Source organism: Cellulomonas sp. P4_D11 (assembly GCF_056401915.1).
The window spans coordinates 51,929-66,189 of record NZ_JBFUIK010000017.1; the positions used below are offsets into that span (position 1 = coordinate 51,929).

The window sequence follows — 14,261 nt, forward strand, 5'->3', positions numbered from 1 at the left end:
GCCGGCCTCGTCAGACCGCGACGTCCTCGCGCATCCGCTGGCTGATCACGGTGGTGACGCCGTCGCCGCGCATGGTCACGCCGTAGAGCGCGTCGGCGATCTCCATCGTGCGCTTCTGGTGCGTGACGACGATCAGCTGCGAGTCCTCCTGGAGCTCGCGGAAGATCTCGAGCAGCCGGCCCAGGTTGGCGTCGTCGAGCGCGGCCTCGACCTCGTCCATCACGTAGAACGGGCTCGGCCGTGCCTTGAAGATCGCGACCAGCAGGGCGACCGCGGTGAGCGACCGCTCGCCGCCGGAGAGCAGCGAGAGCCGCTTGACCTTCTTGCCGGCCGGGCGCGCCTCGACCTCGATGCCCGTGGTCAGCATGTTGTCGGGGTCCGTGAGGACCAGTCGGCCCTCGCCGCCGGGGAACAGCCGCGGGAAGACGACGTCGAACGCGGCCGCGGTGTCGCGGTAGGCCTCGGCGAACACCTGCTCGACGCGCTCGTCGATCTCCTTGACGATCTCCAGCAGGTCCGCGCGCGACTTCTTCAGGTCCGCCAGCTGCTCGACCAGGAACTGGTGGCGCTCCTCGAGTGCGGCGAACTCCTCGAGCGCGAGCGGGTTGACGCGGCCCAGGAGCGAGAGCGCACGCTCGGCGGCGCGCAGCCGCTTCTCCTGCTGCTCGCGCACGTACGGGACCGCCGTCGGGGCCTCCGGGTCGATCTCCGCCCCCGGGACCGGGATCACGGGGACGTCCTGGTGCGGGCCGTACTCCTCGAGCAGCACGGCCGGGTCGAGGCCGAGGTCGTCGACCGCGCGGGACTGGAGCGCCTCGATCCGCAGCCGCTGCTGGGTGCGGGCGACCTCGTCGCGGTGGGCGACGTCCGTGAGCTGCGCGAGCTCCGCGGCGCGCACGTCGACCTCGGCGCGCGCGGCCGTGACCTCGCGGTCCCGCTCGCCCCGGGCCGCCTCCGCGGCGTCGCGCTCGGCCGACGCCCGCCGCAGCGACTCGTCGAGCACGACGAGGGCCTGGGTGGCGCCGTCCCGCACGGCCTGGGCGACGGTGGCCTGCCGCGACCGCGCGCGCTCGCGCTCGGCGGCGCGCTCGCGGGCCACACGCTCGGCCTGGGCGGCGCGCTCGAGGGACTCGGCGCGGCCCGACAGCGCCCGCGCCCGCTCCTCGCCGGTGCGCAGCGTCAGCCGCGCCTCGGTCTCGCGCGCCCGTGCCGCCGACGCCAGCTCCGTCAGCCGGTCGCGCCGCTCGCTGCCCTCGGCGATCGCCGCCTCGCTCTCGGCGGGCTCGACCTCGGCCGCGGCGAGCCGCGCGGTCAGCTCCGCGAGCTGCGTGCTGTCGTCCTCGAGCGTGCGCGACGCGGCCTCGAGGGACTGCTGCAGGCGCGCGGCCTCGGCGTTCGCGGCGCGGGCCGTGGAGCCGAGGTGGCCCAGCTGCTCCGCGACGGCGGCCAGGGCAGCGTCCGACTCGTTGAGGCGGTCCAGGGTGGCCTCGTGCGCTGCGCGGGCGGCCGCCTGCGCCTCGGTCGCGCCGACGAGCTCGAACCGCACGCGCTCCGCGTCGGCGGTGGCCTGCGCGACACCCGCACGGGCCTGGTCGAGCGCCGACTGGAGGTGCAGCGCGCTCGGGGCCGTGGCGGAGCCGCCCGAGGCGCGGTGCCGGGACAGCACGTCGCCCGTGCGCGTCGCGACGACCAGGTCGGGGCGGGCCGCGACGATCGCGCGGGCGGCGGCCAGGTCGTCGACGACGACGACGTCGGCGAGCAGGGTCTCGACGGCCGCGCGCACGTGGTCCGGCGCGCGCACGAGGTCCACGGCGCGGTCGGCGCCGGCGGGCACGTCTGCCAGGGGCGTCGTCGGTGTGGAGGCGCCGGAGACCAGCAGCGTCGCGCGACCGGCGTCCTCGGTGCGCAGGTAGCGGATGGCGTCGACGGCCGCGTCGACCGAGTCCACGGCGACCGCGTCGGCCACCGCACCGAGCGCGGCGACGATCGCCTCCTCGTTCTCGGGGTCGACCGCCAGCAGCGCCGCCACGGAACCGACGAGCCCGGGCTGACCGTCCGCGGCGAGCAGCGCGCCCACGCCGTCCTTGCGCGTGAGGCTCAGCTCGAGCGTCTCGGCGCGGGACTCCAGGGCGGCACGCTCGCGCTCGGCGGCCGACAGCTGCTCCTGCAGCGCGCCCAGCCGCTCGCTCGCCCGCTCGAGGGCCTCGACGGCGGCCTCGTGCTCCGCGTCCAGCCCCTCCTCGCCCTCCTCGACGCCCGCGACCTGCGACTCCAGGACCGCGAACTGCGTCGTGGCCTCCTGCCCGCGCTGCTCGGCGGCGGCCAGGGACTCCCGGAGCCGACCGAGCTCGGACTGCGTGGCCTCGACGCGGCTGCGGCGGGCCGCGACCTGGCCGGCCAGCCGTGCCACGCCCTCGCGGCGGTCGGCGGCGCCGCGCAGCGCGGTCGCGACCTCCTTCTCGGCGGCGACGGCCTCGGCCTCGGCCTGCTGCCGGGCGGTGACAGCGGCCTCGAGCGCGGCCCGCGACAGCTCGACCTCGGAGGCCAGCTCGGCCTCCGCGGCGCGCACGCGCTCGGCCTGCGCGGCGAGGTCGTCGGGGTCGGAGCCGCCGGTCCGCTCGGGGCCCGCGCTGCCGAGCAGGCGGACGCGGTCGGCGGCCAGGGAAGCCGTCCCGCGCAGGCGCTCGCGCAACGACGACAGCCGGTACCAGACCTCGCTGGCCTCGCTCAGCGCGGGAGCGGCTTCTGCGGCCTCGCGCTCGAGCGTGGCCAGGCGCGCGCGGGTGGCGGCCAGCGCGCCCTCGACCTCCTCGCGCCGGACACGCAGCGCGCTCTCGTCGGCGATCTCCTGCTCGAGCGTGGAGGTCAGCTGGGCGAGGTCGTCGGCCAGCAGCCGGGCGCGGGCGTCGCGAAGGTCCGCCTGGACCACCGCCGCCTTGCGCGCGACCTCCGCCTGCCGGCCGAGCGGGCCGAGCTGGCGGCGGATCTCCCCCGTGAGGTCGGACAGGCGCGTGAGGTTGGCCTGCATCGCCTCGAGCTTGCGGAGCGCCTTCTCCTTGCGCTTGCGGTGCTTGAGGACGCCCGCGGCCTCCTCGATGAACCCGCGGCGCTCCTCGGGGGTCGCGCGCAGCACCGCGTCGAGCTGGCCCTGCCCGACGATGACGTGCATCTCCCGGCCCAGGCCGGAGTCCGACAGCAGGTCCTGGATGTCGAGCAGGCGGCAGCCCTGGCCGTTGATCGCGTACTCGGAGCCGCCGTTGCGGAACAACGTCCGCGAGATGGTGACCTCGGAGTACTCGATCGGCAGGGCGCCGTCGGAGTTGTCGATGGTGAGCGCGACCTCGGCCCGGCCCAGCGGCGGCCGGCCCGCCGTGCCGGCGAAGATGACGTCCTCCATCTTGCCGCCGCGCAGCGACTTGGCGCCCTGCTCCCCCATCACCCAGGCCAGGGCGTCGACGACGTTGGACTTGCCCGAGCCGTTGGGCCCGACCACGCAGGTGACGCCCGGCTCGAAGTTCAGGGTCGTCGCCGAGGCGAACGACTTGAACCCCCGCAGGGTGAGGGTCTTGAGGTGCACGCACGAAGCCTAAGGTGCGCGCACCCCAGCTCCCGGGAGGCTGCCCTCAGAGAGCGGGGAACCAGAGGGCGATCTCGCGCGCGGCGGACTCCTCGGAGTCCGACCCGTGCACCAGGTTCTGGATGACCTTGAGGCCCCAGTCGCGGCCCAGGTCGCCGCGGATCGTGCCCGGGGTCGCCACCGTCGGGTCGGTCGCGCCGGCGAGCGAGCGGAAGCCCTCGATCACGCGGTGCCCCTCGGCCACGACGGCGAGCACCGGACCCGAGCGCATGAACTCGATGAGCGGCGTGAGGAACGGCTTGCCGGCGTGCTCGGCGTAGTGCTCGGCCAGCAGGGCCTCGTCGGCCTCGCGCAGCTCGACGGCGACGAGCGTGTAGCCCTTGGCCTCGATGCGGCGCACGACCTCCCCCGACAGCCCGCGGCGGACACCGTCCGGCTTGACGAGGACGAGGGTGCGCTGCGTGGCGGGTGCGTCAGTCATGGGCGCAACCCTATGTCGCGTCAGGGACGTCAGGCGCCGTGCGTCAGGGCCCGACCGCACCCGGGTGGGCGGCGTCGTACTCCGCCCGCTCGCGGTCGATCCGGCCGCCCAGCCGCAGCGCCACCACCCACAGGACGACGAAGATCACGCCCACCGCGAACATCATCGGGATGACGAACCCGCCCGCCAGCACGAACACCTGGACGATCGAGCCGGCGAGGTAGCCGCCCGGCCGCGAGACCAGGCCGGACAGCAGGATCAGCACCACGGACAGGCACCCACCGACCAGCCAGATCGTGGACACGGGGGCGACCCGCAGGCCGTACGCCACGAGCGTCGCGAAGAACACGACGACGGCCTCGAGGATGAGGATCGTCTGCGTGAACTGGGGCTTCGCGGCACGCTTGCGGCGTACGGCCTGGCCGTCGGGGACGGTGGAGCTCATCGGGCCAGGCTACCGGCGGGCCGAGGCCTCGACGTCGTCCGGGGCCGCGTCCCGCTGGGTCGGGAGCCCGTCGTGGACCGGGCCGGAGAGCTCGTCCAGGACGACCGCCCCGTCGATCGTGTCGGTGGGCGCACCCGAGCCGTCGGCCGCGAGGGCCTCGCCACGGGCGACCATGCCGGCCACGTCGGACAGCTTGACCTCGCGCAGGAAGAGCGCGAGCACGAAGCCGACCGCGACGACGGGCACGAGGTACCAGAACGACGGCGCGAGCGCGTTGGTGAACGCGTCGATGACGCCGGTCTTCAGCGGCTCGGGCAGCGCCTGCACCGCGGCGGGCGTCAGGCTTGAGGCGTCGCCGCCGGAGCCCGCGGGCGCGCCCGCGAAGACGCCGGCGAGGTTGTCCGCCAGCTTGGTGGTGAACATCGTGCTGAACAGCGCCGTGCCCACGGCCGCGCCGATCTCGCGGAAGAAGTTGTTCGTGCTGGTCGCGGTGCCGATCTCGTGGGGGTCCACGGAGTTCTGCACGGCGAGCACGATCGTCTGCATGACCAGGCCCATGCCGGCGCCGAGCACGAAGATCATGGCGCCGAAGAGCCACATCGACATGTCACCGGTGATCTGCGTGAGCCACGCGACGCCGGCGGTGGTGATGGCCAGGCCGATCACCGGGAACGCCTTGTAGCGGCCGGTCTTCGTGATCGCGATACCGGAGCCGATCGCCGTGATCATGACGCCGACCATCATCGGGAGCAGCAGGAAGCCGGACTCGGTGACGCCCGCGCCGGTCGACATCTGCAGGAAGGTCGGCAGGAACGCCAGGGCGGCGAACATGCCCATGCCGAGGATGAGGCCGATCGCGGTGGCGATGGTGAACGTCGGGTTCTTGAACAGGCGCAGCGGCAGGAGCGGCTCCTGCGCGCGGAGCTCGACCATGATGAACGCGGCGATCGCGACGAGCGTGCCGATCACGAGGGTGAGCAGGCCCGGGTCGGACCAGTCGTAGCCGCGGTTGCCGGTCCAGCTGTCCCAGCTGGTGGCCAGGACGAGGCCCGAGGTGGCGACGACCAGGAAGAAGATGCCGGCGACGTCGAGCTTCTTGCCCGAGCGGTGCGACGGGAGCTTGAGGGTGAACCAGGCGACCAGGAACGCGGTCAGGCCGATCGGGATGTTGATCCAGAAGCACCAGCGCCAGTCGGCGTGCTGCGTGAACAGGCCACCCAGGAGCGGGCCGATCACGGCGGAGATCCCGAAGAGGGCACCCATCGGGCCCATGTACTTGCCGCGGTCCTTGGCGGGCACGATGTCCGCGATGATCGCCTGCGACAGGATCATCAGACCGCCGCCGCCGAGGCCCTGGACGCCGCGCCAGAAGACCAGCTCGCCGAAGGACTGCGCGAACCCCGCCCCGGCCGACGCGGCCGTGAACAGGCCGATCGCGATGAGGAACGGCCAGCGACGGCCCCACAGGTCACCGAACTTGCCGTAGAGCGGCATGACGATCGCGATCGCCAGGATGTAGGCCGTGACGACCCAGCCCTGGTGCTCGACGCCGTTCAGCTCGCCGACGATGGTCGGCATCGCGGTGCCGACGATCGACTGGTCGAGCGACGACATGAACATCCCGGCCATGAGCGCGCCGAAGATGAGCCAGACGGTCTTGGGGGTGAGGACGATCAGCGGCTTGTCGACCGCTGGTGCCTCGGGTGCTGCGGTGGCCATGCGAGAAACCTCGTTCTGAAAGAGGGGCGGACGTGCGGAGAAGTCAGTCGGAGAGGATCGAGCGGAGCTCGGCGACGACGGCCGTCAGGTGGTCGTCGGCGTCGCCGTGACCTCCGGCCGCGTCCCAGCGCAGGAACGTCGCGTGCGTGAGGAACAGGAGGACGGAGCCGACCATCTCGGGCGAGTGGGAGGGGTTCTCCCCCAGGCGGCGCTCGACCAGTGCGGAGAGCTGGCCCTTGTGCTGCTCGAACCAGGCGAGGTGCCGGGCGACCAGCCGCGGCTCCTTGGCGGCCAGCTCGAGCGCGCGGGCGAGCCGCTCGCGGCCGATGGGCGGGTCGCTGAGGAACGAGCTGACGAGCGCCTGCAGGTCGAGCACGAGGTGCCCGGTCGGGCCGCCGGTCGCGAACACCTCCGCGGCCTCGGACTCGAGCGGCCACGGCGTGTGGCCGAGCACGGCGTCGTCCTTGGTCTCGAAGTAGTTGAAGAAGGTGCGGACCGAGACCCCCGCCTCCTCGCAGATGGCGTCGACCGTCACGGCGTCGAGCCCGTGCTCGGCGACCAGCCGGTGCGTGGCGTCGATCAGCGCCTCTCGGCGCGCGCGCTTCTTGCGCTCACGCAGCCCGAGGGCCGCGGGCTCGTCGATCACGGAGTTCTGCACGAGGTGCAACTTTACACGCACTGCAACTTTGCAGTGAACGCACTTTTCTGTGCCGTCCCTCACACGGCGCAGGCGTCAGACCTCGCCGAAGCCGCCCTCGACCGCCGCGACCAGCGCGTCCCGGGCCTCGGCGGCCTGCGGTCCCTCCGCCTCGACCTGCAGCTCCACGCCCTGCTTGGCCCCGAGCTTCATGAGCTCGAGCACGCTCGCGGCGTTGGCGCCGTTGACCCGCACCTTCGCGTCGTACGCGGCGAGCATGCGCGCCACGACGGCCGCGGGGCGGGCGTGCAGGCCCAGGGGGTTGCGCAGGACGACCGAGGCCCGCAGCACCCCGTCGTCGAGGCCGCCGGAGGTCCCCGGTGACGTCGGCTCCGCCGAGCCGGCGAACGTCGAGCCGGCGTGCTCCGCGGAGGCGAGGACCCCCGCCAGGTCGGCTCCCCCGTGCGCGGTCACGGCGGCGGCGACCGCGCCCTCGACGAACGGCGCGTCGGCCAGCCGCACGCGGTCCGCGACGTCCTCGTCCAGCAGGTCCAGCACCGACTCGGCGGTCAGCACGGCCGAGCCGAGGTCGGTCAGCACGACGGCGGACCGGCCGTCCTGCGTCGCGTGGAGGAGCGCCGCCTCGACGGTGTCGTAGCTGGTGCCGAGCCCGCCGTCCTGCATCCCGCCGGCCGCGAGCAGCAGCACGCCGGGCGCCATCTGCCCGGCCAGCTCCGCCGCACCCTCGGCGAGCGCGCGCGAGTGCGAGACCAGGACTAGGGCGACGGGTGCGGGCTCGCGCTCGAACGTCCCGCTCACGCGGCCGCCTGCGCGGCGGCCCGCAGGATCAGCTCGGTCGACCGCGCTCCCGGGTCGAGGTGGTTGGCCGACCGCTCCCCCAGGTAGCTCGCCCGACCCTTGGTGGCGATGAGCGGGATGGTCGACTCGGCGCCGTCGTGCGCGGCGTCGGCCGCCGCGGCGAGCACCTCCGCGGGCGACGCCCCCGAGTCCGCGGCGGCGACCGCGGCCTCGGTGGCGGGCGTCCAGGCGTCGACCATCGTCTTCTCGCCGGTGGTCGCCTTGCCGCGGGCAACGATGCCCTCGAGGGCCGCCTCGAGCAGCGCCACGACACCCTGGCTGTCGAGCTCGGGCACGCCGGTCGCCTTGGCCGCACGCAGGTAGGCCGTGCCGTAGAGCGGACCGGCCGCGCCGCCGACCGTCGACATCAGCGTGGTGGCGACGAGCTTGAGCACCTCGCCGATGTCGGCCGGCGGCGCCTCGAGCGCATCGAGCTTGGCGATGACCGCCGTGAACCCGCGGAACAGGTTCTCGCCGTGGTCGCCGTCCCCGATCTGCCGGTCGAGCTCGATGAGCTCGCTCCGGTGCTCCGTGACCGTCTGCGCCGAGAGGCGCACCCAGTCGATCGCCCACGCGACGTCCAGCGTCATGCCCACGCTCCCTCGAGCCGTCCCGGTCCGTGCGATGGTGCGGACGACCTGGCCGCGATCACCACCGCAGGGCGGTCGTGTGCACGGGGGCGTCCCACAGGGCGGTCAGCTCGTCGTCCAGCCGGAGAACGGTGACCGACGCGCCCTGCATCTCCAGCGATGTCACGTAGTTGCCGACGAGCGAGCGGGTCACGACGACCCCACGCTCCTCCAGCAACGCGCGGGCCCGACGATAGACCACGTAGAGCTCCGAGGCGGGCGTGCCACCCATGCCGTTCACGAACAGCAGCACCGTGTCCCCGCTGCCGAGGTTGAGGTCGTCCGCCACGGGCGTGAGCAGCATCTCCGTGATCTCGTCGGCGCCGGCCAGGGGGATCCGGCGGCGGCCGGGCTCGCCGTGGATGCCGATGCCGATCTCGATCTCGTCCTCGGGCAGGTCGAAGCTGGGCTTCCCCGCGTGCGGGACCGTGCAGGCGGTGAGCGCGACGCCCATCGAGCGGACGTTGGCGATGACCTTCTCGGCGACGGCGACGACGGCGTCGAGGTCGTCGCCGCGCTCGGCGGCCGCCCCCGCGATCTTCTCGACCGCGACCGTGCCGGCCACGCCGCGCCGCCCGGCCGTGTAGAGCGAGTCCTCGACCGCGACGTCGTCGTTGACGATGACGCTGCGCACCGTCACGCCCTCGGCGTCGGCGAGCTCGGCGGCCGTCTCGAAGTTGAGCACGTCGCCCGTGTAGTTCTTCACGATCGCGAGCACACCGGCACCGGAGTCGGCGGCCTGGAGCGCCGGCGTGATCTGGTCCGGGGTGGGCGAGGTGAACACGGGCCCGGCGACGGCCGCGTCGAGCATGCCGACGCCGACGAACCCGCCGTGCAGCGGCTCGTGCCCCGACCCGCCGCCGCTCACGAGGCCGACCTTGCCTGCCGTGGCCCCGCCCGCCCGCAGGACGACCGCGTGCTCGGCGTCCACCGACACGACGTCAGCGTGCGCGGCCGCGAAACCCTCGAGCGATTCGGCCACGACGGTCTGCGGGTCGTTGATGAGCTTCTTCACTGCAGCCATCCCTTCACCGGGCACCCACGGCAGGCCCCGCACGTCCGTCGTGGACTCCCGCGTCCCGACAAACCTCACAATGTTGGCGTCCACGGAGGCCGTCAAGGGGAGGACGTGCGCCGTCGGTGCACATTCGTGCACCCAGCCGCGTGAGCATCGGCAAGTCACCCGGACGGGTGACCAGGACTCAGGGACGCCCGAGCAGCCGGCGCGCCTCCGCGACGAGCAGGATCGAGCCGGTGACGAGCACGCCGGACCCGCGCTCGACCTCGCTCTCCGCACGCGACACCGCCAGGTCGAGGGCGTCGTTCAACCGCTCGACCGTGTGCACGCGGTCCTCGCCGAAGATGTCGATCGCGATGTCGGCCAGGTCCTCGACGTCGAGCGCGCGCGAGGTCGATGCACGGGTGATCACCACCTCGGCGAGCACCGGTTCGAGCGCGGCGAGCATGCCCTCGGGGTCCTTGTCGGCCATCACGCCGACCACGCCGACGAGCCGGGTCAGCTCGAACGCCTCCTCGAGCCCGGCGACGAGCGCCTCGACGCCCGCGGGGTTGTGCGCGCCGTCGACGATGATCGTCGGGCTCGACCGGACGACCTCGAGCCGGCCCGGCGAGTCGACGTCGGCGAACGCCACCTCGACGACACCGGGGTCGAGCGCGCGGCCGCCGGTGAGGAACGCCTCCACGGCCGTCAGGGCCAGCAGGGCGTTGTGCGCCTGGAACTCCCCGTGCAGCGGCAGGAAGATCTCGGTGTACGTGCCGCCCAGCGCCTGCAGCGTGATCAGCTGACCGCCGACGGCCACCTGCCGCTCCCCGACCGCGATGTCGACGCCTTCGCGGAGCACCCGGGCACCGCGCTCGGCGGCGACGGCCAGGAGCACTCCCTCGACGTCCTCGGTCTGCTGCGCGACGACGACCGTCGCGCCGTCCTTGATGATCCCCGACTTCTCCGACGCGATCTCGACCAGCGTGTGGCCGAGGTAGCGCTCGTGGTCCATCGCGATCGGCGTGATGATCGCGACCTCGCCGTCGACGACGTTGGTGGAGTCCCACGTCCCGCCCAGACCCACCTCGATCACGGCGACGTCGATCGGCGCGTCCGCGAAGGCCGCGAAGGCCATCACCGTGAACACCTCGAAGAACGACAGCCGAGGCTCGCCCTTCTCGATCGAGCCCTGGTCGACCAGGTGCACGTAGGGCGCGACGTCCTGCCAGACCTCGACGAAGCGCTCGTCGCTGATCGGCTCGCCGTCGATCGCGATCCGCTCGTTGACGCGGCTCAGGTGCGGGCTGGTGAACCGGCCCGTGCGCAGGCCGTGCTCGCGCAGCAGCCGCTCGACCATCCGGGAGGTCGACGTCTTGCCGTTGGTGCCGGTCAGGTGGATGGTCCGGTACGCCTTCTGGGGGTCGCCCAGCAGCTCGCACACGGCCCGCACCCGGTCAAGCGTCGGGTCGATGTCGTGCTCCGGCGCGCGCGCCAGGATCGCCTGGTAGACCTCGTCGGCGGCCGTCCGGGCCTCCTTCTCGGCCTGCCTGCGCAGGTGCTCCGACCCGCCCTGCTCGCGCGCACTCATGCCTCGTACCCTCCGGCGTCGACGGCTTCCACGGTGACCTCCAGTGCCTCGACCGCGTCCTGCACGGTGACCGAGACGGCCAGCGTCTCGCGCGCGATGGTGTCCTGGTGCGCCTCGACGGCGGCCAGGTGCTCGGTCGGGACCGACAGCGTCAGCAGGATCCGGTCCCCCACCTGCAGGCCGGCGGCCTTGCGGGCGTCCTGCACGGCGCGCACGACGTCGCGGGCGTAGCCCTCGGCGCGCAGGGCGTCGTCCAGCGTGAGGTCGAGCACGACGAACCCGCCGCCGGGCAGGACCGCCGCGGCTCCGCCCTCGTCGCCGACCACGGTCGTGAGCTCGTACTCGGCCGGCTGGAGCGCCACGTCACCGTCCGGCGTGGTGACCACGACGGTCTCGGCCTCGACCCGCCAGGCACCGCTGCGCGCCGCCTGGATGACCGCCTGCACACCTCGACCGAGCCGCGGGCCCGCCGCGCGGGCGTTGACCGCGAGGCGCTGCGTGATGCCGAACCGCTCGGCGGTGCCCGCGTCGGCCGTCACGAGGTCGACGCGCTTGACGTTCAGCTCGGCCGCCAGCAGGTCGGCGTACGGCGCCAGCGCGTCCGCGTCGCCGACCGCCACGGTGAGCACGTGCAGCGGCTGCCGGACGCGCACGCCCGCGGCCTTGCGCAGGCCGAGCGCGGTCGACGTGACTGCGCGGACCTGGTCCATCGCGGTCACGAGCGACTCGTCCGCGGCCTCGTCGTCCACGGTCGGCCAGTCGGTCAGGTGCACGCTGCGCCCGCCCGTCAGGCCGCGCCAGACCTCCTCGGCGACCAGCGGCGCGAGCGGCGCCATGACCCGCGTGAGGGCCTCGAGCGAGGTCCACAGCGTGTCGAAGGCGTCGGCGTCCTCGGCCCAGAACCGGTCGCGCTGCGTGCGCACGTACCAGTTGGTGAGGACGTCGAGGTGCTCGCGCACGGTCTCGCACGCCGCGGAGATGTCGTACGCGTCCAGCTGCGCGGTCGTCGTCGCGACGAGGTCCCGCGTGCGCGCCAGGACGTAGCGGTCCATGGGCGCCAGCGTGGCAGCGCGCGCGGCGTCGACGGCCTTGGCCGTGTAGCCGGCGCCCCCGTCCGCCGCCCCCGCGTAGAGCGAGAAGAAGTAGTACGTGCTCCAGAGCGGCAGCAGCACCTGGCGCACGCCGTCGCGGATGCCCTCCTCGCCGACGATGAGGTTGCCGCCGCGCAGGATCGAGCTCGACATGAGGAACCACCGCACGGCGTCGGACCCGTACAGGTCCCACATCTCGGCGGGGTCGGGGAAGTTGCGCAGGCTCTTGCTGGCCTTGCGGCCGTCGTCGCCGAGCACGATCCCGTGGCACAGGACGTTGCGGAAGGCCGGCCGGTCGAACAGGGCCGTGGCCAGCACGTGCAACGTGTAGAACCAGCCGCGGGTCTGGCCGATGTACTCGACGATGAAGTCGCCCGGGTAGTGGTGCTCGAACCAGTCCGCGTTCTCGAACGGGTAGTGCACCTGCGCGAACGGCATCGACCCGCTGTCGAACCACACGTCGAGGACGTCCGGGATGCGGCGCATCGTGCTCCGCCCGGACGGGTCGTCCGGGTTCGGGCGCGTGAGCTCGTCGATGAACGGTCGGTGCAGGTCCGGCTCGCCCGCCTCGTTCGTCGGCACCCGGCCGAAGTCCGCCTCCAGCTCGGCCAGCGAGCCGTAGACGTCGACGCGCGGGTACGACGGGTCGTCCGACACCCACACCGGGATGGGCGTGCCCCAGTAGCGGTTGCGGCTGATCGACCAGTCGCGCGCGTTGGACAACCACTTGCCGAACTGGCCGTCCTTGATGTGCTCGGGCGTCCAGGTGATGTCCTGGTTGAGCTCGACCATGCGGTCGCGGAAGTCGCTCACGCGTACGAACCAGCTGGTCACCGCCTTGTAGATCAGCGGGTTCCGGCAGCGCCAGCAGTGCGGGTAGGAGTGCTCGTACGTCTCGTGCCGGACCAGCACCGACCGCTGGTCCTCGGGTACGCGTGCGAGCGGGCCGGTGCCCGCCTTGAGGTCGGCGATGATCGGCTTGTTGGCGTCGAACACCAGCTGCCCGACGTAGTCCGGCACCTCCGTGGTGAACGTGCCCTTCGAGTCCACGGGCACCACCGGGGTGATGCCGACGGCCTCGCAGGCCACCATGTCGTCCTCGCCGAACGCGGGCGCCAGGTGCACGATGCCCGAGCCGTCCTCGGTGGTCACGAAGTCGCCGAGCAGCACCTGGTGCGCGTTCTCCCGGCCGACGAAGTAGTCGAACGGCGGCGTGTACCGGCGGCCCGCGAGGTCCCGGCCCTTGACGGTCGCCACGACCGTCGCCTCACCGAGCTCCTTGCCGTAGGCGCCCAGCCGCGCGGCCGCGAGCACCACGAGCTCTCCCGCGAGCGCCGAGGTGGGCCCCGGCTCGACGGTCACGTAGTCGACGTCCGGGCCGACCGCGATCGCCAGGTTGCTGGGCAGCGTCCAGGGGGTCGTCGTCCAGATGAGGGCGAGCTCGCCGGTCTCCAGCCGCAGGCCGACCGTCAGTGCGGGGTCCTGGCGCGACTGGTAGACGTCGTCGTCCATCCGCAGCTCGTGGTTGGACAGCGGGGTCTCGTCGCGCCAGCAGTACGGCAGCACGCGGTAGCCCTCGTACGCCATGTCCTGGTCGTAGAGGCGCTTGAACGCCCAGATGACCGACTCCATGAACGTGACGTCGAGCGTCTTGTAGTCGTGGTCGAAGTCGACCCAGCGGGCCTGGCGCGTGACGTACTCGCGCCACTCGCCCGTGTACCGCAGCACCGACTCGCGGCATGCCTGGTTGAACGCGGCCAGGCCCATCTCCTCGATCTGCGAGGTGTCGGTGATGCCCAGCAGCCGCTGCGCCTCGAGCTCGGCCGGCAGCCCGTGCGTGTCCCAGCCGAACCGGCGCTCGACGCGGCGGCCGCGCATGGTCTGGTAGCGCGGGACGACGTCCTTCGCGTAGCCGGTCAGCAGGTGTCCGTAGTGCGGCAGGCCGTTGGCGAACGGGGGGCCGTCGTAGAAGACGAACTCGTTGCTGCCGTGCTCGCCGGCCTCGCGGGCGTCGATCGACGCCTGGAACGTGCCGTCGGACTCCCAGTAGGCGAGGACGTCCTTCTCGAGGGCGGGCAGGTCCGGCGACGCCGGGACGGCGTCGGACTGGCGGTGCAGCGGGTAGGCCACGGTGCGGCTCTCCTGTGGTCGGCACCCGGTGGGGTGCGTCGCTTCGGCTACGAGGACGATCGGACCCGGACCGGCCGGGACCTACCGCGGTACCACCTCGCTT

The 14,261-nt window shown here is 73.1% G+C and carries 10 protein-coding genes; all 10 read right to left on the bottom strand.

Going from position 1 to position 14,261, the window contains the following annotated elements; all coding sequences use genetic code 11:
- Nucleotides 1-10 precede the first annotated feature (10 nt).
- On the bottom strand, nt 11-3,577 hold the full coding sequence (smc, locus tag AC1DT4_RS12430; protein ID WP_477090102.1) for a chromosome segregation protein SMC: 3,567 nt from the start codon (nt 3,575-3,577) through the stop codon (nt 11-13).
- A gap of 46 nt (nt 3,578-3,623) precedes the next feature.
- Entirely contained in the window at nt 3,624-4,058 is a 435-nt protein-coding gene (ndk, locus tag AC1DT4_RS12435; protein ID WP_477090103.1) for a nucleoside-diphosphate kinase, read from the bottom strand.
- 43 nt (nt 4,059-4,101) lie between these two features.
- Nucleotides 4,102-4,503 carry a DUF4233 domain-containing protein gene (locus AC1DT4_RS12440; RefSeq protein WP_477090104.1) on the bottom strand — a complete coding sequence of 134 codons (402 nt, stop codon included), beginning with the start codon at nt 4,501-4,503 and terminating at the stop codon, nt 4,102-4,104.
- 9 nt (nt 4,504-4,512) lie between these two features.
- Nucleotides 4,513-6,222 (bottom strand): MDR family MFS transporter, encoded by a 1,710-nt coding sequence (locus AC1DT4_RS12445; protein ID WP_477090105.1) that lies wholly within the window; start codon nt 6,220-6,222, stop codon nt 4,513-4,515.
- Nucleotides 6,223-6,265: 43 nt separating this feature from the next.
- Nucleotides 6,266-6,880, bottom strand: a complete 615-nt coding sequence (locus AC1DT4_RS12450; RefSeq protein ID WP_477090106.1) for a TetR/AcrR family transcriptional regulator — start codon at nt 6,878-6,880, stop codon at nt 6,266-6,268.
- A 75-nt stretch (nt 6,881-6,955) separates the two neighbouring features.
- Entirely contained in the window at nt 6,956-7,678 is a 723-nt protein-coding gene (dhaM, locus tag AC1DT4_RS12455; protein ID WP_477090107.1) for a dihydroxyacetone kinase phosphoryl donor subunit DhaM, read from the bottom strand.
- Nucleotides 7,675-8,307 carry a dihydroxyacetone kinase subunit DhaL gene (gene dhaL / locus AC1DT4_RS12460; protein ID WP_477090108.1) on the bottom strand — a complete coding sequence of 211 codons (633 nt, stop codon included), beginning with the start codon at nt 8,305-8,307 and terminating at the stop codon, nt 7,675-7,677. The genes dhaM and dhaL overlap by 4 nt, the downstream gene beginning before the upstream one ends.
- A gap of 58 nt (nt 8,308-8,365) precedes the next feature.
- Nucleotides 8,366-9,361, bottom strand: a complete 996-nt coding sequence (dhaK, locus tag AC1DT4_RS12465; protein ID WP_477090139.1) for a dihydroxyacetone kinase subunit DhaK — start codon at nt 9,359-9,361, stop codon at nt 8,366-8,368.
- A 187-nt stretch (nt 9,362-9,548) separates the two neighbouring features.
- Nucleotides 9,549-10,937 (bottom strand): bifunctional folylpolyglutamate synthase/dihydrofolate synthase, encoded by a 1,389-nt coding sequence (locus AC1DT4_RS12470; RefSeq protein WP_477090109.1) that lies wholly within the window; start codon nt 10,935-10,937, stop codon nt 9,549-9,551.
- Nucleotides 10,934-14,158 carry an isoleucine--tRNA ligase gene (gene ileS, locus AC1DT4_RS12475; protein ID WP_477090110.1) on the bottom strand — a complete coding sequence of 1,075 codons (3,225 nt, stop codon included), beginning with the start codon at nt 14,156-14,158 and terminating at the stop codon, nt 10,934-10,936. The genes AC1DT4_RS12470 and ileS overlap by 4 nt, the downstream gene beginning before the upstream one ends.
- Between the last annotated feature and the right edge of the window lie 103 nt (nt 14,159-14,261).